The following is a 21,153-nucleotide window of genomic DNA, read 5'->3' as shown; positions in this document are numbered from 1 at the left end:
ACATGACTCGAATCACATCCGTCTCCCTGCGCCGCGTGCTCGACTCCCGTGGAAACCCGACGGTCGAAGCCGACGTCCTCACCGAATCCGGTGGGTTCGGTCGTGCTGCGGCCCCGAGTGGTGCGTCCACTGGCGAGTACGAGGCTATCGAACTGCCACCGACCGAGGCTATCGCAGCGGCCCGTCGTCACGCCGTCCCCCGTCTCGTAGACGAAGTCTACGCGGGCGACCAGCGTGAGGTCGACGGTGCCCTGCGCGGTGCCGATGGAACCGAGAACTTCTCGGAGATCGGTGCAAACAGCGCAGTCGCCATCTCGATGGCGGCCGCGAAGGCTGGTGCTGACGTGCTCGGTGCACCGCTCTACCAGCATCTCGGCGGCGCGTTCCGGGGCGACAACTTCCCGACGCCGCTCGGGAACGTCATCGGCGGCGGTGAACACGCCAAGGAAGCGACGAACATCCAGGAGTTCCTCGCCGCACCTGTCGGTGCGCCGAGTGTCTCCGAAGCCGTCTTCGCCAACGCGAAGGTTCACGCCCGCGCGTCCGAGATTCTCGACGAGCGTGGTGTGCCTGCCGCGAAAGGCGACGAAGGTGCGTGGGCACCAGCAGTCTCCGACGCCGAAGCGTTCGAGATTATGGAAGAAGCGGTCTCCGACGTCGAGGACGAACTCGGCTTCGAGATTCGCTTCGGTCTCGACATCGCGGCCTCGGAGATGTTCGAAGATGGTGTCTACCACTACGGTGACGAGACGAAGACGACAGACGAGCAGATCGACTACGTGGCCGAGATGGTCGACGAGTACGACCTCGTCTACGTCGAAGACCCCCTCGACGAGAACGACTACGAGGGCTTCGCGGAACTCACCGACCGTGTGGGAGACCGCACGCTCATCTGCGGTGACGACCTCTTTGTCACCAACGTCGACCGCCTGCAGGAAGGCATCGACGTGGGTGCCGCGAACTCCATCCTCATCAAACCGAACCAGATCGGGACGCTGTCCGACGCGTTCGACGCCGTCGAACTGGCCTCCCGAAACGGGATGGACGCTGTCATCTCTCACCGCTCCGGTGAGACCGAAGACACGACCATCGCACACCTCGCCGTCGCCACCGACGCGCCGTTCATCAAGACCGGCACGGTGCAAGGCGAGCGAACTGCCAAACTGAACGAACTCATCCGCATCGCGGACGACGCAGTATGAGCGACAACGAAAACGACGCGGTGGAGGTCGCCGACGAGGAACTCGAGACGGAGACCGAAGCGGTCGCCGAGACGAGCACCGACGAGGCCGCCACCGAAGACGAGACAGCAGAGACCGCCGAGGCGGCCGACGAGGCTGCCGAGGCCGAAGAAGCAGAGCCTGAGCCGGCCTTCGACGAGGACGTTATGCCCGACGAAGACGCCGACCTGCTCATCCCGGTCGAAGATTACCTGGCCGCCGGTGTCCACATCGGTACCCAGCAGAAGACCAAGGACATGGTTCGGTTCATCCACCGTGTCCGTGACGATGGGCTGTACGTGCTCGACGTGAGCCAGACGGACTCGCGAATCCGCACCGCTGCGGACTTCCTCGCGAACTACAACCCAGAGCAGATTCTGGTGACGTCCTCCCGTCAGTACGGTCGGTTCCCGGCCGAGAAGTTCGCCGACGCCGTCGGCGCTCGTGCCCGCACGGGACGCTTTATCCCCGGCACGCTGACGAACCCGGACTACGCCGGCTACATCGAGCCTGACGTGGTCGTCGTCACCGACCCGATCGGTGACGCGCAGGCAGTCAAGGAGGCCATCACGGTCGGTATCCCCGTCATCGCGATGTGTGACTCCAACAACCAGACGTCCAACGTGGACCTGGTCGTCCCGACCAACAACAAGGGTCGCCGCGCACTGTCGGTCGTCTACTGGCTCCTCGCCAACGAGACGCTCGACCGCCGTGGCACCGACACCGTCTACGCCCTCGAAGACTTCGAGGCCGAACTGTAGACGGTCCGGTAGTTTCGAACTTCGACTTTTCTGGCGCTCACACGGAGAGCGGCCGCGCTGTCGGTCGGTGCAGAACCCCTGCCGCCACAAACCGTTTTCCACGTGCTTGGCATACCATCACATATGGGAAAGCTGCTTCACCAGATTACCGTCTCCGAACTCGCAGACGAACTCGACGCGGGTGCGTCGTTCACCGTCGTCGATACGCGCCCTCCCGAGAGTTTCGACGCGTGGCACATCGCGGGTGCCGTGAACGTCCCGTATCACCCCGTCGATGGCCTCGGCGGCGACTGGGACTGGGAACGGGTCGAGGAACTCGCCGCAGAAGGCCCAATCGTCGCCATCTGTGGAAAAGGACTCTCGTCTACGTCGTTCGGGTTCGCACTCAGTACACGCGGGTACGACGACGTAACCGTCGTCAAAGGTGGGATGGAAGATTGGAGTAAACTGTACGAACTCGTCGAACTCGAGACGGGCGACGACGACCTGTACGTCGCACAGGTCCAACGACGCGCCAAAGGCTGTCTGGGCTACGTCGTCGGCTCTCGGTCGGCACGCGAGGCAGTCGTCGTCGACGCGACCAGGCAGTTCCACGAGTTCGAACTCGTCGCTGCCGACGCGGGGATGACCGTCTCGGGCGTCCTCGACACGCACGTCCACGCCGACCACGTCTCCGGCGGCCGAGCACTGGCGGACCGCCTCGGCGTGCCGTACTATCTCGGCGAACACGCCACAGACCGTGACGTGCAGTACGACTTCACTGCACTCGCCGACGGCGAGACGCTCTCGGTCGGTGAGGTGGAGATAGAAGCACGCTACGCCCCTGGCCACACCTCCGACATGACGAACTACCTCGTCGATGGCCGATACCTCCTGACCGGCGACACACTGTTCGTCGAATCGGTCGGTCGGACCGAACTCCAGTTCGGCGATGCGGACGCCGCCACGGGTGCGGAACTCCTCTACGAGACGCTCCACGAGCGGATACTCTCACTCCCCGCAGAGACACGGATTCTCCCCGGTCACGTCTCGGTTGCCGCCGACGGAACCTACGGTGTCGCGTCACCGGGTGAACTCGTGGGGACGACGCTCGGCGAACTCCGCGAGGAGTTGGCGCTCCTCGAGATGGACGAAGAGACGTTCGTCCACCGAATCGCCGACGACACGCCGGAGAAACCGCCGAACTACGAGCGCGTCATCGCCATCAACACGGGCCGCGAATCGGTCGGTGACGAAGAAGAGGCGACGGTGCTCGAACTCGGCCCGAACAACTGCGCTGCCTGAAGCGGGGAAAAAGGGTCCGACGCAGGGGAGAGAGTCCGACGCAGGGGAGAGACACCGACGCGGGGAAGAGAGTCCGACGCGAGGGGAAGAGACTCGACGCGTGGGCTCAGGGAAGTTCGACCACGCCCAACCGGCCCTCGAACAGTTCGTGGTCGAACCACGCCATGCGGCGGTCGCTGTACCGAATCTCTGGGCCGAGTGAGAGCGACTGCCGGGCGATGTCGATGTCGGTGACACCGATGAGGAACGCACACGGACCTTCACCGACGTCGTCGAGTCGGGCGTCCAGTTCGCCATCGCCAGGTTCACAGAGGGCGAGCGGCGTTCCCGGACAGACCGAGAAGTTGGTAAAGGGGCCGTTGATTTCGACTGGTGACGGGTAGCGATGCCGCCGTGCGAACAGGTCGGCAGTGGCGTCGGCGTCGCGCGTCGCGACGATGACCGTCCGGAGGCCGCGAAGCGACGTGTTGTGTGACGTTCGCGGGACGCGATAGTCGCGGGGCGTCCGGTCGCGGATGGTAAACGGAAGTCGCAGGTCGTCGCCTTCGAAGCACATATCCCACTCGACGAGTCGGCCATCAGGACGCTCGCGGGAGGCGGCGCGTGGGCCGTCGACCGGGATTCCAGCGTCGATTGCGGTCTTCGCACTCGCCGCGACGTCCGGGACTTCGAGACACCATCCAGTGGGACCAGCGTCTGCGGCGAGATGCGTCGGCCAGAATCCTGCGTCTTCGGCGTCGGTTCCGAGCGTCGGCGCGATGAGTTCGAGATACGACCCGTCCGGGAACGGAACGACCGCCATGTGCGTCGTTCCGGTGCTGTGTTCGCCGCCGTACGTCGGGGTGAGTCCGACCTCGTTCGCGGCGGTTCGGAGTTCGTACAACTCGAGACCACCGAACGCGACGTGGTCGATGGTTCGGTCCATACGTCCACCACGCGAGGTGGTGTATAGTCTTTAGTGGGCGTTCGACCCCGGTCGATGCTCGTCGTGACGACCGTTCTCGCACTGGTTTTCGTCTCTGTTGTCGTCTCTGTTGTCGTCTCTGTTGTCGTTTTGCCCCCCATCGGCCGAAGCGTTTTGCCGCCAGCGCCCCACGGTAGCGTATGAACTTCCTTCGAAGCGTCCGCGTAGTCGCAGACGCTTCGGCGTCCGGGACCGGGAACATCGACTGGGACGCCGTCGCAGAGGCGTCCAAAGCGTCGGTCGACCCTGGGTCACTCGACCTCTCTGCGGAAGAGCAGTCGGGATACGCGGCCGACGTGCGAGACGCACGCGACCGACTCTCTGTCGTCGCTGGTGTGACGTTCGAGGTGCCGGACGTCGTCGAGGTACAGAATCGCCACCACTGGATAGACGCCAACGTCGAGACGTTCCGCCGGGTGATGGCCCCCTTCGAAGAACACGGTCCCTCGGTGTTTCCGGGGGTCGCCCGTGCGGTCAACACCGGCACGTTCGCCCTCGTCCTCTCGTTCCTCGGCAACAACGTCCTCGGACAGTACGACCCACTCCTCCTCGCGGAGGGTGACGACGAGCACGGACTCTACTTCGTCCACCCGAACATTCGCCGCGTCGCAGATTCGCTCGACGTCGACTACCCACGATTCCGTCGTTGGATCGCCTTCCACGAGGTGGCACACGCCGCAGAGTTCGGTGCGGCCCCGTGGCTTCCGACCCACCTCGAAACGCGGATGAGTCGCGGTATCGACGCCCTGGTCGACGGCGACCTCGACCGAGACGCGTTTGCAGAACTCGACACGGCGATGACGGCGGTCGAAGGCTACGCAGAACTGCTGATGGACCGCGCGTTCGACGACGAGTACGAAGACCTGCGCCGCAAACTCGACGCGCGACGGCAGGGTGGCGGCCCAATCGCTCGACTCACCCGACGCGCACTCGGACTCGGACTCAAGCGCCGGCAGTACGAACGCGGCGCTCGCTTCTTCGAACACGTCGCAGACGAACGGGGCGTGGCGGCCGCTTCACGTGTGTGGGACCATCCAGAGAACCTGCCGACGAACGCGGAATTGGACGCCCCCGAGCGATGGATCGCTCGGGTATCGCCCTGAGGAGACTGCAACTCCATCAGGGTGCGGCCCGAGCCTGGGGTCCAGGTCGTGCACGCACCTTGGGTAGTACGCAATGTTGTGCTAGAGGCCCAACCCTAACGCCCCATTGCGTATTCCGGTGTATACCAGGTAGTTGCCCCTGCCCCGGTAACCGGCGATAAAGGGTGCATGCTTATCAGATATATACCCTGCGATGTCATGGCACGAGTTTAAAGGGGTTTGGACACTTCGACTATTAAATAGTTGTCATAATTGTGTTGGTACTCCACAAATCCGTCCGTCAGGGGTCATCGACGTTGATTCACGTTCACGAATTCACGCCCCCAGTACGACAGAAAGACGAGGAGGGCGACGCCGAGGACCGACGCGCCGACGAAGGCGAGGGCTACTTGTGGAAGCGTCGCACCTGCCGCGAGGCCGACGAACCCTCCAGAGAACCCGACGAGCAGGACGAATCCGATTTTGAGGCGGAGGCTCGCGAGTTTCGCCTCGTCGTCGCTCAAACTCGGTCCGACCATCGGTCCTCCGTCGTCGGTACGCCAGCGTCGAATTCCGATTCAAACGTCCCCCGTCTGTTCATGTCGGTTCCGTAGTGACGAGGTGATTTGAAACCGATGGCTCTCAGTGGAACCCTCGGTCGACTTCGTCCGTCTCGATGAGGTCTTCGAGTTCGGACGACAACAGGGCATCTGCGTCGGTGAACTCGTCGGACAAGTCGTCGAGTCGGTCTGGTCGTGCGTCGAACTCGTAATCCATCGGTCCGAACGCGGGACTGTCGAGTGCCTCCATCACGTCGGTGAAGAAATCGTCTGGCGTCGTGGGCGCTTCCGAGTGGACGTCTATCGCCGCTTCGAGCCGTCGTGCCATCGATTTGGCTTCGTCTTCGTCTTCTGGTGGGCGTTGGACGCCGAACCGGCCGGTGTCTTCGTCGGTTTCTCGAGTCGGAAACAGTGGCTCCAACTCGTCGTCGATACGGCGGGCGACTCTCGCGCCGACGCCACGTACTTCGTAGGGGTTCTTCGCGTACGTCTTGAGTTGGTAGACTCCGATATCTCGATGGCTCAGAAAGAGGTCTTCTCCGAGTCCCTGACGCCGATTTCCTGCCACGGCACGCCAACCGCTTGAGTCGCGGCTTTCGTCGACGACGTCCGAGAGGATGTCTTGCCAATCTCTGACGCGCATACGCGGTGGTATCGCCGCGGAGAGAAAGAACGTGACGGTTACTGTCAGTTCGTCGTGGGGGCGGGGCAACGAGTCGAACGACCGACGCCTATTTGCCCGTTCCTCCCCGACGGTTTCGACGTGAATCTGCGCGGTCCACTCGTCGACGTTGGTGACCCACGTGAGGTCGAGACGCGATACGGAGAGCGTTCGCTCGCGGAGGTGACACTCCGCCCCGAAGGAGGGACAGCAGACCCCGTCACGGTCACCCTCTGGGCGAAGTGGACCCACGCCGCCGAACACGCCGAACCGGGGATGGACATCCTCGTCACCGACGTGGAAGAATCGGAGTACCGCGGTGAGACGACCTACGCGACGAGCAAGGAGTCGTTCGTCGTCGTCGAACCCGACTTCCTCGTGGACGTGACCGACATCCGGTCGTGGGTCCGGTGCTCGCGGGTGTACTACCTGAACAAACTCTCGGGCATCCCGCTGAACTACCCGGTGGTGAAAGGGACCATCGTCCACGAGGTGTTCGGTGACCTCCTCCGCGAACGTGACCTCGATTCGTCTATCGAGGAGCGTATCGAAGAACGCGGCCTCGAACTCGGACTGCTCGGCCGCGAGGTAGACGAAGTCGCGGACGAAGTCCGCCGCAACGCCGCCGCCATCGAGGGGTGGCTTTCGCAAGGCAAACTCACGGACGAAGACGAGTGGCGCTCGGAGTACACGCTCATCTCGCCGACGTTCGGCATCAAGGGACGTGCCGACGCACTTCGGCGTGGAGCACCCGTCGAACTCAAGACGGGGAAGAACCTCAACCGCGACCCGCGATTTCAGGACAAGATTCAGGCCGCCGCCTACGCGCTCATCCTCCACGAACGCGGCGTCCCGGTCGACACGGGGACGCTCCTGTACACCAAGAACACCACGCTCGACCGAACCGAAGAGTCGGGTGACCTCTCGCCCGCCAAAGACTTCTCTATCGGTCGCGGCCTGCTCGAGTTCGTCGTCCGCACACGCAACGAAATCGCCGCGATGGAGTACGAAACGTCCGTGCCGACCGGGCGTGAGGTGAACTCGAAGTGCCAGTACTGCTTCGATAAGGACACCTGCATGGTCGTCTCGGGACGCCTCGGACAGGAGTCGAAAGTCGAAGACAACAACCCGAACCCAAACCCAATCACCCCAATCCCAGAAGACGAACGCGACTACTTCGACCAGTTCTACCGCGACATCGAAGAAGAACGACGGGCAGTCCACGCCGAATACCGCAAACTCTGGGAGCAATCCGCCGAAGAACGCGCCGACGACGACCGAGCACTCATCGGACTCGAACCACTGGGCGAAGAAGAGCAACCCGACGGAACGTGGGAACTCCGCGCCCGCAAGACCGACGATGCGGTGTCGAAACTCCGCGAAGGCGACGTCGCACTCGCCAGCGACGGCCACCCCGTCGAGGGCCACGGCGAACTCGCGCGTATCGTCGAACTCGGTGACGAAGTCGTCGTCACGGCGGACGAACCGGTCGAACTCCGACGACTCGACGTCTACCCGTCAGAACTCACCACCGACAGACTCCTCACTGCCCTCCACGACGCCGTTCTGAAAGGCTCACCCGACCGCAAGGACGTGCTATTCGGCCGCCGTGACCCCGAGTTTTCGGACCGGTCGGCGGGGACCACCTACATCGACAACAACGAGGCGCAGGACGACGCGGTCAGTCTCGCCGTCGACGCCGACGACGTGGCACTCGTCCACGGCCCACCGGGAACTGGCAAGACCTACACCATCGCCCGAACCATCCGCGCACTCGTCGAAGACGGCAACCGCGTCCTCCTGTCGGCGTTTACGAACCGCGCCGTCGACAACGCGCTCGAAGCACTGCGTGACCAGGGATTCGAAGACATCGTCCGCGTCGGCAGCGAGAACGGCGTCCGCGACGACATGCTCGACGTGCGTCTCTCGCGAAGCGGCGACCCCAACACGCTCGCCGCGGCGTTGCACGACGCCCCCGTCGTCGCTTCGACGACTGCCTCCTGTGGGTCTCGCATCATGCGCGAACAGTCGTTCGACGTCGCACTCGTCGACGAAGCGTCGCAACTCACCGAACCGGGGACGCTCGCCGCCACGAACCTCGCCGACCGGTTCGTCCTCGTCGGCGACCACAAGCAACTTCCGCCGGTCGTCCGCGCCGAAAACGACCTCCAGAAGTCGCTGTTCCAGCGCCTCATCGAAACCTACCCCGAGGCGTCGGTCATGCTCGACAGGCAGTACCGGATGTCCCAGCGAATTCAGGCCTTCGCGTCGGCGGAGTTCTACGACGGCGCACTCCGCCCGGCAACCGGTGAGGTCGCGGCCCAACATCTCCGTGACCTCGGCGTCGATATCGCCGACTTACCCGCCGACCTCGCGGACCCGGTGACGTTCGTGGACCCAGATGGCCGACGCGTCGGAAACACGAACCCCGTCGAGGCCGACCGGGTCGCCGAAATCGTCGCCGCCTACGAAGACGCCGGCGTCGCCTCGGAGGACATCGGCGTCATCGCACCCTTCCGGGCGCAGGTCGCCGAAATCTCACGCCGAACCGACGTCACCGTCGATACGGTGGACCGGTTCCAAGGATCGTCGAAAGAGGTCATCATCGTCTCGTTCGTCGCAACCGGCGACCTCGATGGACCGCTGTTCGAAGACCACCGCCGCATCAACGTCGCCCTCACGCGGGCGAAGAAGGCACTCTGTCTCGTCGGCGACGCCGACGCGCTCGAATCCGACCCGTTCTACGAGCGGATGCTCGCGTGGGCGCGGCGGTAAGATGTGTGTTCCGTCGACGGGACGAATCCGATGAGTTGGTGACAGGCCACCGTCGAACGTCCCGGCCCCGCGAATCGATGGACGAAGCGGTGCTCTGCGAACCGAACCACCGCGCTGTCACTCGAATACTCAAAAAGACATTCGGGGTTAATTTGTGCACTATTGAGGTGTGTCGGCGTCGTATATCTTCTTCGAATGATACGTAGGGCCACGGTACTCTCGTTCGACTCCCAACTCACCGCGATACGGCACGTCGAACGCCGACAACTACTTTTCGCGCTTCTTGAGGCGGACCCAACCGTCGGCGAACCACTCGACGTCAGCCAAGTACGACCCGACGTCGACGAGGAACGACTGAAACTGCGGATGTACCACGTTCACCTCCCCATACTCGAACGGATGCGCGTCGTCGAACCGGGCGGTTCGGCGTCCCACGTCCGCAGAGGCCCCAACTTCGACGATATCGTCCCACTGCTTCGGCTTCTCGACGCGAATAGGCACGAGTTGCCGCCCGACATGGTGTAGCGGAGACGAGAGAGACGAGAGCGTAGTGAACGTCGGGGGTGGTGTGGAGTTACGCTGGATTTCAGGACGGTATCAATCCCTGCGACAGCAACCGACGGGAGATGACGATGAGACCGTTCTGGAATCCCCCACCGAATATTGCGTGTTCGTCTCCAGTGTGCGTGGCGAGTGTACTGACGAGAATCATCGAACGGTCCACGAGCAGGAGTCGGCCGATAGCGGTTTCGTCCTCCGTCGTCCCCTCCTCACGTAACCATTCGAGTCCGGAGACGAACGTCGTCGCGTCCGGGATGGCCTCCTGGACTCGGTGTTGCAGTTGCTCCGTCGCTGTGCCGATGAAGAGGTCCACCTCGTCGGCACGGCCGTTCAGGTCGGAGACGAGTTTGTCGGTCAGAAGTGAGTTGTCTCCGATGACGAGCACGATTTCCTCGTCGGCGTCTGCGACGAGTTTGTGCGTCCGGTTGGCGATGGCCTCCGTTCCGGTCATGGCCCAGATTTCCTGGACTGCACTCGGGTCGCTCGAATCGACTTTTTCGGTCCGTTCCAGTGCGTCCGTCAGTCGGTCGATGCGACTCTCGTATTGGCCACGGAGCGTCTCTGTCGCTTCGGAGAGTGGGACGGCCCGGAACCGTTGTGGACTCGAGTGTTGAACCTCGACGAGTCCCTGTGCCTCCAACACGCGAATCGCGTCGTAGATACGCGTTCGTGGGACGTCGGTAATTTCGCTGAGTTGCTTTGCGGTTCCCGTCGACATGCGCGAGAGTCCGACGAAGCACTTCGCTTCGTATTCTTTCAACCCGAGTTGCTGAAGTACGTCGACGGCTTCCTCCTGTGAATCACCTGTGCTCATGTGTCCCAAACCCCCGAGTCGGCCCGGTGTCTGTACAACAACACTATCGGAGAACGGATAACGGTTGTCACTGGCACAGGTTACGTCACTCACAATCTGGAGAGCAACAACGCGCGTATGGGGGAGGAGAATGTCACTGACACTCGGTACATGAATCGAGTTGTGACTTCACCAGTGACAAACTGGTAAACAGCGAACTATCTGCTGTTATCGAATCATCCCCGGCCGAACGAAATTTCACTCAGATAATCACAAAACACTATTACGGCGAAGGGACGTACTCAGAGTGCGGCACACAGTGTAACACTGTGTCCCAACTACAATCGACACGTGCCGCCTCAGCCACGCGTCGTGGCTTTGTTTCCGGGACAAAGAGGCACCCCACTATGAGTATTGATTCGGTTGACGATGCACGTTCTGAAGCAATCGAACATCTGGAGCAGTTCGGGCTTAGTGCGTACGCGGCACGGACGTTCGTTGCGCTTACGACTTTCGGCAGTGGTACAGCGACGGAGATAAGCGAAATATCCAACGTCCCTCGAACTCGGGTGTACGACGCAGTCGACGAGTTACAGGAACGAGGACTCGTCGACGTACAGCAGTCGTCCCCCAAACAGTTCTGGGCCGTCTCCGCCGAAACTGCCCAACGGATTCTCGTACAAGAGATTGAACACCGGACCGACCGGCTGAATTCTGCACTGAACGCACTCGGCCCACGGCAGCAGAAACACGAACAGCAGGGCGTCTGGACGGTTGACGACCAACCTGCGGTCACAGACCGAGTCCTCGAGTTCGTCCGTGGCGCGGACGACGAAATCGTCTACATGACCGTCGAGGAGTTGCTCACGGACGACATCATCGACGCGTTAGCCGCAGCGGCAGACCGGGGGGTTACGATTCGTCTCGCAGGTATATCTTCGGACGTCCAAGAGTTGATTCGCGAAGACGTCCCCGGTGTCGAACTGTTCGACTCCATGTGGTTATGGTCGGACACCCCCGCGGGGAGACTGATGATGGTCGATAGAGAGCAGACGCTCGTGAGCGTCATCGTGAACGGAAAAGCTTCGCCCCCATCTGACCCACGGTCGGAGACGGCTATCTGGGGCGCGGGTGAGACGAACAGTCTGGTCGTGGTCCTTCGGACACTCTTCACGTGGAGATTGGAGCACGACGAGGTTGACGACTAACACGCATGGAACCGAATCCAGTCCCCGGGCCGAACGGGCCAGACGACGACGTGAGCGCCACGTTCGACTGGTCGTCCGTGCGCCCCTCAACAGCAGTCGTCGACGTGTATGCTGTCGCGACGAATCAAGAGCCGTCTGTACTCGACCCACTGTTCGACTTCATCGACCCCGACGCGCTGGACACGCTCGTTCGGTCGAGCGTGAGTGCGTCTGCTGACGGCGTCGCAGTCTCGTTTACGTTTGCAGACCGGCGAATCACCGTCGACAGTTCCGGGTCCGTCGTCGTTGGAAAAGAGACGACACAGGCGTAACGACGACGCACGATACATTCGTCACCCCTTCCGGTCGAGGCGTTCGACAATCTACACAACCTCTGTCAGATCACACAGTCGACTGAATCGCCCGCTCAACTCACGTCGAGTTCGATATCGTCCTCACCAATCTCGTCTAAGACGCGCTCGTGGAACTCGCGGAGCGCCGCGCTCTCGTCTTCGGCGAGGACCACGTCGCTCGCCATGAGGGTCGCAAGCCCGAACGCCCGCGGCGTCGGCGTCGAAACCTGCTTGTCGACGACCTCTACGTCGCCTGCTTGGACTGCCTCGAGTACCTCCTCGATAGCCGCCAGATTCAGCTTGTCCTCGAGAATCTCGCGATAGGTCTCTTCCATCACGGCGAACTCGTCTAACTCCTGTGCGAACGACAGCAACATCTCAGAGGAGACCTGTTGCTGGGCGGCCGTCTTCTCGTAGCCCTTGTAGCGCTTGAGAATCATGAGCGAGCGCGTCGCGTTGATACGGAAGTAGCGCTTCAGGAGGTCCGTGCCGTCGAGTGCGGCCCGCAGGTCTTCGCGGACGGTGTCGGGGTCTGCTTCGCGGAGGATGGTTCCGAGGTCCACCTTCCGGTTCAGCGGCATCGAGATGGAAAAGCCGTTGTCCGCGACGGCGACTTGGACGTTCGCGTTGGTTCGGCGGGCGCAGTGGTACGCCAGCAACCGGGAGAGGCCGTCGTTGAACTGCCGGCCGTAGGTGCTGTGGACGTAGTAGTGACGGCGGTACGTCTCGCGGTTGAGTTCTGTCTCGATGACCAGACGCGAGGGGGTCGCCACACTCTCCGGACCGGCGTATCGAACCTGCTCGTCGAACATTCGCGTGATGGCTCGGACGCTGTTTTCGTCCAGTGGACGGTCACGAAGCCACAGTCGGACGGCAGGGGCCCCACCCGACTGGAGTTTCTCCACGATGTCGGCTTGGAACTGGGCTATCTCGCGGCCGAGGTCGTACGAAAGCGGGAGTCGCTCGGAGAACCACGAGGGGACCGTCGGCCGTTGGGAGGTGCGGTCGACGTACACTTTCGACCCACGGCGATAGCGGTAGGCGAAGTTGTCGCCCCCGAGGACGAACACGTCGCCTTTCTCCAGCGTGTCCAGATACGCCTCGTCGAGGGTTCCAACCCACTGGTCGGCCCCGCGAACCAGCACGTCACACGTAAAGGAGTCGGGAATCGTGCCGATGTTGGTCATGTAGATGACGCGCGCCATCCGTCCGCGCTTGCCGACCAGCGGTTCGCCGACGGGATACTCCTCGTAGTGGTGTTCGCCGTCTGGCGCGTCGTTGGTGTCGCGCCACACCTTCGCGTAGACGTTCTTGTCTTCGAGTCCGTCGTAGTCGGCGGTGAGATACCGAAACAGGCGCTCGAAGTCGTCGTCGGAGAAGTTGCGGTAGGGGTAGGCCCGTCTGAGCAGTTCTCGCACCTCCGACTCCGGGCGAATCTCGTTGATTGCCATCCCGTAGAGTTGCTGTGCGGCCACGTCGAAGGCGTTCTCGGGGATGAACACCCGGTCGACGAACCCTTCTTCGGCCTTCGTCAACATCACCGCGCACTCGACGAGTTCGTCTCTGTCGAGGGCGATGACCCGACCTTCGACGGTCTGGCCGAGTTGGTGGCCCGCCCGCCCGACACGCTGGAGGAGCGCCGCCACCGACTTGGGCGACCCGACCTGCACCACGAGGTCGATGTAAGGCATGTCGATGCCGAGTTCGAGACTCGTCGAGGTGGTGACGACCTGCAACTCGCCGGCTTTCAGCTTGGATTCGATTTCCTGCCTGCGCTCTTTCGAGAGACTGCCGTGGTGGCAGCCAGAGTTCGTCTCGTCGATGTCGAGATACGTCTCTCGGAGGTTGTGCAGCACGCGTTCGGCCCCTGACCTCGTGTTCGTGAACACGAGCGTGTTCGTGTGCGAGTCGACGAGTTCGTGCAAGCGGTCGTAGAACCGTGCCTGGACCTCGTCGCGTGGTGTCCGAATCAGGTCGTCGGTGGGACACTCCAGTTCGACGTCGAAGTCGCGGACGAATCGCGTGTCGACGATGTCGTACTCCCGTGGGTCGCCGTCTTCGTATCCGACGAGGAACTCCGCGACGGTGTCGAGCGGTTCGACGGTCGCAGAACACCCGATGCGGGTCGGCGACGACTCGGCGAGTGCTTCGAGTCGTTCCAGTGAGACCGACAGATGCGTCCCACGTTTGTTCTCTGCGAGACTGTGAATCTCGTCGACGACGACGTACTCGACGGTTCGGAGTTTCTCTTTGAACTTCGGCGAGTTGAGCAGGATAGCCAGCGTCTCGGGTGTGGTGTTGAGGATGTGCGGCGTCGTCTCCAACATCTTCTGCCGGTCGTTCGAGGAGGTGTCACCGTGGCGAATCGCGTGCCTGATATCGATTGTCTCGTCTCGTCCGGCGGCGATGTCTGCGATTCCTTCGAGAGGCTCGGTCAGGTTGCGGTGAATGTCGTTGGCGAGCGATTTGAGCGGCGAGACGTAGAGACAGTACACCGAGTTGTCGAGGCCGTCTGGCGACTCGCGGTCCCGGCGGAACAACTCGTTGATGATGGCCGTAAACGACGCCAGCGTCTTGCCCGACCCGGTTGGGGCACAGATGAGCGCGTTCTTTCGCTCGTGGATGAGTGGAATCGCCCCGCGTTGCGGTGGGGTGAAAAAGCCGCCGTTGCCGGGGACGAACTCGCCGAACTGGTCGACCCACCACTCCTGGACGGCGGGTTCGAGCAAGTCGAGGACGTCCTCGTCGGCGACAGACACCGACTCGGGGTCGAAATCGTAGTCGTCCCGTTTCGCAGAGAGCAGGGAACGGCCACGTTCAGTCATTACCTCGGGGTTAGCCTCCGCAGGTATGAGGGTTGTGCCCTCTCGGTTACACCACCCCGAACCGACGCAGTCGAGAGGGAGCGGTGCCGACCCTCCATCCGATTCAGCAAACCGAGCACAAGGACTAACGCCCGAAGCGTGGTATCTCTCTGCATGCGTGTCACATTCCTCGGTACTGGAAGCGCGATGCCCGTCTCGGGTCGTGCGCAGTCCGGACTCCTCCTCGAATCTGAGTCGAACGCCCTGCTCGTCGATTGTGGGTCGGGGGTCTTGGCGCGACTCGCCGAGACCGACGTGGGCTACGAAGGCATCTCGTCGGTCCTCTTGACACACCACCACCTCGACCACGTCTCGGACCTCATGCCACTCATCAAGGCGCGGTGGCTCGTCGGGCAAGACGACCTCGAAATCGTCGGCCCAGAAGGCACCGAAGCGCTCGTCGACGGCCTCTTAGACGTCCACGACTACATGAAAGACCGTCTCGACATCCAGGTCCGAGAAATCGGCCCACACGAGTTCGGTATCGCCGGCTTCGACGTGATGGGCTACGAGGTCCGTCACTCGGTGCCGACGCTCGCCTATCGGTTCACGAACGAGCTGGGGGACGCCGACTTCGTCTTCTCGGGCGACACCGAGGCGTTCGACGGCCTCGCAGCGTTCGCCGACGGCGCGAGCGTCCTCGTCCACGACTGTTCGTTCCCCGACGACGTGGACGTCTCGAGCCATCCGACACCGACGAAACTCGGCGAGACGCTCGCCGGTCACGACATCGACTCGGTCTACCTCACGCACCTCTATCCGCACGCAGACCGCGTCGCAGACGAACTCGTCGAACGCGTCGAAGACAGTTTTTCGGGAGACGTACAGGTCGCAGAAGACGGATTGGTCGTCGAGTTCTGAGGAGGCCGAACGCGCGGTAGAGTCCGTTTACTCGCCGCGAATCGTCGCACCTCGTTCGAACCGAACTGTGCTGGTATATGTTACCACAATATAGTGGGGGTAAATGGCCCCCTAACCCTACATCTCAATCGGTTAACCAGTCTGTACCTAACCCACACCACATCAGATGTGGTTCATGGCATACACGAAGCCATCTCGAAGAGATGTATTAAAACTCGGAGCCGCGGCGTTAGGCACGAGTGTACTGGGCGTCCCCGCCGCCGCATCGTCACACCAAACGCACCCGAACGCTCGGTTCGCACTCGACTTCAGCGACTCGGCACACGTCGCACCGAACACTGCCGGGAGTGCAGGATGGGTCACCGACCGCTACGCCCCTGCGACCTTCACCACGTGGGAGATGAATGGTGAGGACACCCTCCGCGTCAAGCCCGACGCGTCGGGAGCTACCTCGGGATTCTCCGCGTATCAAGGGAAGAAATACCTCGATGCAGGTGGCGCGTATTGGCACGCCGGTGATGGTTCGCGGTTCTCGTACGACTTCTTCATCGACGGATTCGTCTGGAGTGGGGAGCCCGTTCGTACCGGCTTCTGGCCAACCCTTGGTGACGCCTCGGGAGCAATTAGTGCTTATCCCATCATGGAGTACCGAACGGGGAAGGCTTCCGATGGGAACCCAGGGTTCTACGCATACGTCTACGAGTCCGACGAAAACGGGGATTTCGCAGGAGCAAAGTGGGAATACATCGGCCTCCCGAAGAAACTCAAAATCGACCCGAGCGGGCGGCAGTGGGTGACCATCGAGGCGCAACTCCACGAACTCGACGATGGAATGGGTTCGGCACTCAAGTGGCGTATCAACAACAAACTCGTCCTCGACGAGCGCAACTACAACGTGTTCTCTCCCAGCACCCAGTTCCTCGAATTTATCCTCAACACGCGGAACTACGGTGAGACTGGTGGAATCATCTCGAACCCGCCACTCTACTACGACAACATGGTCCTCACGGAACCGCGCTGAGTTCCAAGCGACCCCTAGACCCCTACTCGCCGCGAATCACGGTCCCCGGCGACTCGCCGGCGACGAACGCCGAGAGCCCGTCGGGACCGAAGACGTGGGCGGGCGCACCGAGTGCGAGCAACTTCCGAACTTTTGCGGCCATGCCGCCGGTCACGTCCGTCGATTCTGACCCACCGAGTGCCTCGGCGGCGTCTTCGAAGGCCGTAATCTCCGGAATCACCTCGCCGTCGGTGTCGAGGACACCCGGAACCGTCGAACAGAGACCGACACGGTCTGCACCGAGACCGGACGCGAGTGAGACGACCAAGTCGTCGCCGCTGACGATGGTCGCACCCTCGCCCGCGTGCGCGATGACGTCCCCGTGGAGAACCGGGACGAAGCCTTCGGCCAGCATCGTCTCGGTAGCGGCGAGTGGGAGCGACAGCGAGCCATCTTCCTTTCGCGCACCGGCAGAGAGTGGGTGGACCGGGAGGGCGGCGACGCCTCGCTCCGAGAGGGCGTCGAGGACGGCGTCGTTCAGACGCTTCATCGCGTCGTGGATTGCACGGACCCCCGCCGCGTCGTGTGTGCCAGTTTCTGAGGAGACACCGTGGTCTGCGGCGTGATGGTGACCGAAACTGCCGCCGCCGTGGACGACGACGACCTGTCCCGACTCGGCGAGGGATGCTACGGCGTCTGCCGCAGCAGCGAGGCCCGCTTCGTCGACCGTCTCGGGTTCGTCTTTGTCGGTGACGACGCTCCCCCCGAGTTTGAGGACGACGAGGCTCACGACGACTCCTCCACACTGTCGTCGCCAGCCGTCGAATCCGCGTTCGTTGGCGGTTCTTCGAGGCGGACACCCTCGGTCGCGAGTTCTGCTCGGAAGGCGTCTTCACATCCGGGCGTGAACCGGAGGCCCGTCTGTGTCTCGGGCGTGGGGTCGAGTGCGACGATACACCCGCCGCCACCGGCACCGGTCAGTTTCGCACCGTAGGCACCTGCTTCGCGGGCCGCCCAGACCATCGAGTCGAGCGACCGCGAGGAGACGCCGAGCGCCTCCAGCAGGCCGTGGTTGAAGTTCATGAACCTGCCGAGTTCGTCGAGGAGTGCCTCCTCGGGGTCGGCGTCCGGGTCGGCGTCGGCGAGTAACGCCTCACCGCGGCGGACGATGTCTCCGATGGTCGAGACGGTGTCGGCGGCGAAGTCGTACTGTTCGCGGAGGTCACGGACACCGGAGACGAGTGCGCCGGTGTCGCCCGCGCCACCGTCGAATCCGATGACGAAGGGGAGTGCGGGTGCGTCGATGGTTCGGCAGTCGTCGCCCTCGACGCGGACGGCGCCACCCATCGCCGAACAGAACGTGTCCGCGCGCGAGGCCTGTCCATCTTGGACTTCGTATTCGGCTTTGTACGCACGGTCGGCTATCTCGCGCGGGGAGAGTTCGACGCCAAGTTCGCGCGTGGCGGCGTCGATGCCGGCGACGACGACGGCGGCCGAAGAGCCGAGACCGGCACCGAGTGGGATGTCGCTTTCGACGGTGATGTCGAAGCCAGCGTCGGGTGCGTCGGCGGCGTCGCGGGCCTGTTCGACGGCGGCGTCGATGTAGCCCATCGCGGCCTCGACGAGCGGTGCGGGCACGTTCACGTCGGGTCTGTCACCGGTCGAACCACTGTACTCGACGGTGAAGCCGTTGAGACTCAGGTCTTCGGCACGGACCCGAACGTGGTCGTCGTCGCGGAGCGAGACGGTGACAGTCGCCCGCCGCTCGACGGCACAGGGCACCGCCGGTTCGCCGTAGACGACTGCGTGCTCCCCGAACAGATACACCTTGCCGGGAGCGCTCGAAACGGTCATGTTCCGGCCTTTCTGTGGGACTCGCTTAAGCGTATCCGACCGGCGTCGTCACTGCGTGGGTTGAGACAAAAACGGGGACAGTCAGTGGGCGTTCGATTCGACTCAGGCGTCGATCTCGATTTCCTCACGGTCGAGGTCGGCCAGTTCGTCCATCTCGTCGTCGCCGCGACCACGGATGAAACGAACCGCCGCGGCGATGCCGACGAGGAGGACGAAGCCAACCAGAAGCGAGGCCCCGCGACCAGCCTCAGACTCGCTCTCGTCTTCGTCGACCTCTATCTCGAACTCGTATTCTTCTTCGGCTTCCAGCTCCGCGTCGTAATCGTCGGCGGCGCGTTCACTCTTGGCGAACAGCGGGGCGCGGTTGGAAGGGCTGAACTCGAAACCGTCGTGCAGGTGGACCTCGAAGAGGGTAAAATCGGCCATACACCAATCAATACGCTCACAAGAAGTATAGTCGTTGTGGCGATGGCCGTCGTGTGGTGAGTTCTGGACGCGGTCGGTTGCACTACGAAGGTGGTCAGTTGGACCACGGACGCGGCCGGTTCCACTACGAACGCGGCCGGTTGCACCGTGGTTTCGCTGTGTTCATCACCGAAGAGCGACGAACGACCGTCATGGACGACGACCGACGTGCATTCCTCGACGAACTTCTCACCACACCGAGTCCGTCTGGCTTCGAAATCGCCGGACAGCGCGTGTGGGTCGACTACGTCTCTCAGTTTGCCGACGACGTGACGGTCGACGACTACGGCAACGCCGTCGCCGTACACGAAGGGACGGGCGAAGGCCCCGAAATCGCCTTCACGGGCCACGCAGACCAGATTGGCTACATCGTCCGCGACATCGACGACGACGGATTCCTCCGCATCGGCCCCATCGGCGGTGCAGACCGCACCGTCTCGAAGGGCCAGCACGTCACCGTCCACACCGACGACGGCGACGTTCCCGGCGTCATCGGCCAGACGGCTATCCACCTCCGCGACACGGGAAGTGAGGAGTACGACGACCTCGAAGAGCAGTTCGTCGACATCGGCGTCACGAGCAAGGGCGACGCCAAAGATTACGTCGAAGTCGGCGACCCGGTGACGGTCGAAACACGCGTACGCGACCTCGCAGAAGACCGCATCGCCGCCAACGGGATGGACAACCGCGTCGGCACGTGGTCGGCCGCAGAAGGGCTCCGTGCCGCCGTCGAAGCAGACGTGGACGCGACGGTCTACGCCGTCAGCACGGTCCAAGAAGAAGTCGGCGTGCAGGGCGCGAAGATGGTCGGCTACGACCTCGACCCCGACGCGATGGTCGCCGTGGACGTGACCCACGCGACGGACAACCCGGACGTGCCGGGCAAGGCCAAGGGCCCAGTCGCACTCGGCGAGGGACCGGTCGTCTGCCGCGGGAGCGCCAACCACCCGAACGTGGTTCGACTCGCCCGAGACGCCGCCGTCGAAGCCGATATTGGCGTCCAACTCGAGGCCACGGGTTCGTACACCGGGACCGACGCCGACGCCTTCTACACGAGTCGGTCGGGCATCCCCTCGCTCAACGTCGGGATTCCGAACCGCTACATGCACACGCCGGTCGAAGTCGTCTCGACGAGTGATTTAGACGACGTGGCCGCACTCCTCGGGTCGATGGCGGAACTCGCTGGCGGCATCGAGTCGTTCGGCGTCGAGCTGTAGACGGCAGTCGTCGCTGGCGCTCGATTCCCGTTTCAAGGGCGCAGCGGTTCGCCATGCGTAGTCTTCTCACACGTGTCCGGCCGAAAGAAAACCGTTAAAAGTCGCCAAACGGTGTTTGCACGTATGGCTGGAACTATCGAAGTACTCGTTCCCGGCGGGAAGGCGAACCCCGGTCCGCCGCTCGGCCCGGAACTCGGCCCGACCCCCGTCGACGTGCAGGATGTCGTCTCGCAGATCAACGACCAGACGGCAGCCTTCGACGGCATGGAAGTGCCGGTCACCGTCGAGTACGAAGACGACGGCTCGTTCTCCATCGAAGTTGGTGTGCCCCCGACGGCCGCCCTCATCAAGGACGAAGTCGGTTTCGACACTGGCAGCGGCGAACCCCAGAAGGACTTCGTCGCCGACATGTCCATCGAACAGCTGAAGAAGGTCGCCAAGCAGAAGTCCTCTGACCTGCTCGCGTACGACCTCAAGAACGCCTCGAAGGAAGTCGCCGGCACCTGTGCGTCGCTCGGCGTCACCGTCGAGGGCGAAGACGCTCGGACGTTCAAAGAGCGTATCGACGGCGGCGAGTTCGACGACGCCTTCGAAGACGAATAATCGTCTCTCTACGTCGAATCGCCCTTTCCGTCGGGCCGTACTGACTCGGCCCGCTTTCTCTCTCAGAAATACGGATAGCTTCGTCTGG

Annotated in this window: 20 protein-coding genes; 12 read left to right on the top strand and 8 right to left on the bottom strand. The window is 62.8% G+C overall.

Annotated features, from left to right (window positions below; all coding sequences use genetic code 11):
• The first annotated feature begins 2 nt into the window (after positions 1 to 2).
• The 3 genes from eno (at position 3) to GJR99_RS15255 (ending at position 3,265) form a co-directional block, all read left to right on the top strand.
• Entirely contained in the window at positions 3 to 1,202 is a 1,200-nt protein-coding gene (gene eno / locus GJR99_RS15265) for a phosphopyruvate hydratase (protein ID WP_151113661.1), read from the top strand.
• Entirely contained in the window at positions 1,199 to 1,981 is a 783-nt protein-coding gene (rpsB, locus tag GJR99_RS15260) for a 30S ribosomal protein S2 (protein ID WP_151113659.1), read from the top strand. Before eno ends, rpsB begins: the two co-directional genes overlap by 4 nt.
• A gap of 123 nt (positions 1,982 to 2,104) precedes the next feature.
• On the top strand, positions 2,105 to 3,265 hold the full coding sequence (locus tag GJR99_RS15255) for an MBL fold metallo-hydrolase (protein ID WP_151113657.1): 1,161 nt from the start codon (positions 2,105 to 2,107) through the stop codon (positions 3,263 to 3,265).
• A 106-nt stretch (positions 3,266 to 3,371) separates the two neighbouring features.
• On the opposite strand, the gene GJR99_RS15250 is transcribed toward GJR99_RS15255, so the two are convergent.
• Entirely contained in the window at positions 3,372 to 4,190 is an 819-nt protein-coding gene (locus GJR99_RS15250; RefSeq protein WP_151113655.1) for a VOC family protein, read from the bottom strand.
• Between the two features lie 179 nt (positions 4,191 to 4,369).
• On the opposite strand from GJR99_RS15250, the gene GJR99_RS15245 reads away from it, so the two are divergent.
• Positions 4,370 to 5,332, top strand: a complete 963-nt coding sequence (locus GJR99_RS15245; RefSeq protein WP_151113653.1) for a zinc-dependent metalloprotease — start codon at positions 4,370 to 4,372, stop codon at positions 5,330 to 5,332.
• A gap of 287 nt (positions 5,333 to 5,619) precedes the next feature.
• Here GJR99_RS15245 and GJR99_RS15240 read toward each other — a convergent pair whose 3' ends face one another.
• On the bottom strand, positions 5,620 to 5,850 hold the full coding sequence (locus tag GJR99_RS15240; RefSeq protein WP_151113651.1) for a hypothetical protein: 231 nt from the start codon (positions 5,848 to 5,850) through the stop codon (positions 5,620 to 5,622).
• A gap of 103 nt (positions 5,851 to 5,953) precedes the next feature.
• On the bottom strand, positions 5,954 to 6,514 hold the full coding sequence (locus tag GJR99_RS15235) for a hypothetical protein (RefSeq protein ID WP_151113649.1): 561 nt from the start codon (positions 6,512 to 6,514) through the stop codon (positions 5,954 to 5,956).
• Positions 6,515 to 6,634: 120 nt separating this feature from the next.
• On the opposite strand from GJR99_RS15235, the gene GJR99_RS15230 reads away from it, so the two are divergent.
• Both GJR99_RS15230 and GJR99_RS15225 read left to right on the top strand, forming a co-directional pair.
• Positions 6,635 to 9,307 (top strand): AAA domain-containing protein, encoded by a 2,673-nt coding sequence (locus GJR99_RS15230; protein WP_151113647.1) that lies wholly within the window; start codon positions 6,635 to 6,637, stop codon positions 9,305 to 9,307.
• A 195-nt stretch (positions 9,308 to 9,502) separates the two neighbouring features.
• The gene (locus tag GJR99_RS15225; RefSeq protein ID WP_151113645.1) at positions 9,503 to 9,832 is read left to right on the top strand and encodes a hypothetical protein; all 330 of its coding nucleotides are present in this window, start codon (positions 9,503 to 9,505) and stop codon (positions 9,830 to 9,832) included.
• Positions 9,833 to 9,893: 61 nt separating this feature from the next.
• Here GJR99_RS15225 and GJR99_RS15220 read toward each other — a convergent pair whose 3' ends face one another.
• Entirely contained in the window at positions 9,894 to 10,682 is a 789-nt protein-coding gene (locus tag GJR99_RS15220; RefSeq protein ID WP_151113643.1) for a TrmB family transcriptional regulator, read from the bottom strand.
• A 386-nt stretch (positions 10,683 to 11,068) separates the two neighbouring features.
• On the opposite strand from GJR99_RS15220, the gene GJR99_RS15215 reads away from it, so the two are divergent.
• Together GJR99_RS15215 and GJR99_RS15210 are read left to right on the top strand one after the other, a co-directional pair.
• A complete protein-coding gene (locus tag GJR99_RS15215) occupies positions 11,069 to 11,869 on the top strand; it encodes a TrmB family transcriptional regulator (protein ID WP_151113641.1) in 801 nt (266 codons plus the stop codon).
• Between the two features lie 5 nt (positions 11,870 to 11,874).
• On the top strand, positions 11,875 to 12,180 hold the full coding sequence (locus GJR99_RS15210) for a HalOD1 output domain-containing protein (protein ID WP_151113639.1): 306 nt from the start codon (positions 11,875 to 11,877) through the stop codon (positions 12,178 to 12,180).
• A 95-nt stretch (positions 12,181 to 12,275) separates the two neighbouring features.
• Here GJR99_RS15210 and GJR99_RS15205 read toward each other — a convergent pair whose 3' ends face one another.
• Positions 12,276 to 15,026, bottom strand: a complete 2,751-nt coding sequence (locus GJR99_RS15205; RefSeq protein WP_151113637.1) for an ATP-dependent helicase — start codon at positions 15,024 to 15,026, stop codon at positions 12,276 to 12,278.
• 153 nt (positions 15,027 to 15,179) lie between these two features.
• Here GJR99_RS15205 and GJR99_RS15200 point away from each other — a divergent pair, with 153 nt between their 5' ends.
• Positions 15,180 to 15,926 carry an MBL fold metallo-hydrolase gene (locus tag GJR99_RS15200; RefSeq protein WP_151113635.1) on the top strand — a complete coding sequence of 249 codons (747 nt, stop codon included), beginning with the start codon at positions 15,180 to 15,182 and terminating at the stop codon, positions 15,924 to 15,926.
• A 175-nt stretch (positions 15,927 to 16,101) separates the two neighbouring features.
• Positions 16,102 to 16,947 (top strand): hypothetical protein, encoded by an 846-nt coding sequence (locus tag GJR99_RS15195; protein ID WP_151113633.1) that lies wholly within the window; start codon positions 16,102 to 16,104, stop codon positions 16,945 to 16,947.
• A gap of 22 nt (positions 16,948 to 16,969) precedes the next feature.
• Here the strand turns inward: GJR99_RS15195 and GJR99_RS15190 are convergent, their stop codons facing one another.
• From GJR99_RS15190 to GJR99_RS15180, 3 genes are all read right to left on the bottom strand, one after another.
• Positions 16,970 to 17,716, bottom strand: a complete 747-nt coding sequence (locus GJR99_RS15190) for an isopentenyl phosphate kinase (RefSeq protein WP_151113631.1) — start codon at positions 17,714 to 17,716, stop codon at positions 16,970 to 16,972.
• Positions 17,713 to 18,780 (bottom strand): mevalonate kinase, encoded by a 1,068-nt coding sequence (gene mvk / locus GJR99_RS15185; protein ID WP_151113629.1) that lies wholly within the window; start codon positions 18,778 to 18,780, stop codon positions 17,713 to 17,715. Before mvk ends, GJR99_RS15190 begins: the two co-directional genes overlap by 4 nt.
• Positions 18,781 to 18,882: 102 nt before the next feature.
• A complete protein-coding gene (locus GJR99_RS15180; RefSeq protein ID WP_151113627.1) occupies positions 18,883 to 19,206 on the bottom strand; it encodes a hypothetical protein in 324 nt (107 codons plus the stop codon).
• 191 nt (positions 19,207 to 19,397) lie between these two features.
• On the opposite strand from GJR99_RS15180, the gene GJR99_RS15175 reads away from it, so the two are divergent.
• On the top strand, positions 19,398 to 20,462 hold the full coding sequence (locus GJR99_RS15175; RefSeq protein ID WP_151113979.1) for a zinc-binding metallopeptidase family protein: 1,065 nt from the start codon (positions 19,398 to 19,400) through the stop codon (positions 20,460 to 20,462).
• A 123-nt stretch (positions 20,463 to 20,585) separates the two neighbouring features.
• Positions 20,586 to 21,065 carry a 50S ribosomal protein L11 gene (locus GJR99_RS15170; RefSeq protein WP_151113625.1) on the top strand — a complete coding sequence of 160 codons (480 nt, stop codon included), beginning with the start codon at positions 20,586 to 20,588 and terminating at the stop codon, positions 21,063 to 21,065.
• Positions 21,066 to 21,153: the final 88 nt, after the last annotated feature.

The sequence above is a fragment of the Haloferax marinum genome (assembly GCF_009674625.1).
In the GTDB taxonomy this organism is placed as follows: Archaea; Halobacteriota; Halobacteria; order Halobacteriales; family Haloferacaceae; genus Haloferax; species Haloferax marinum.
The sequence above is the reverse complement of the archived record's forward strand: the minus strand, read 5'-3'. Positions and strand labels throughout refer to the sequence as shown.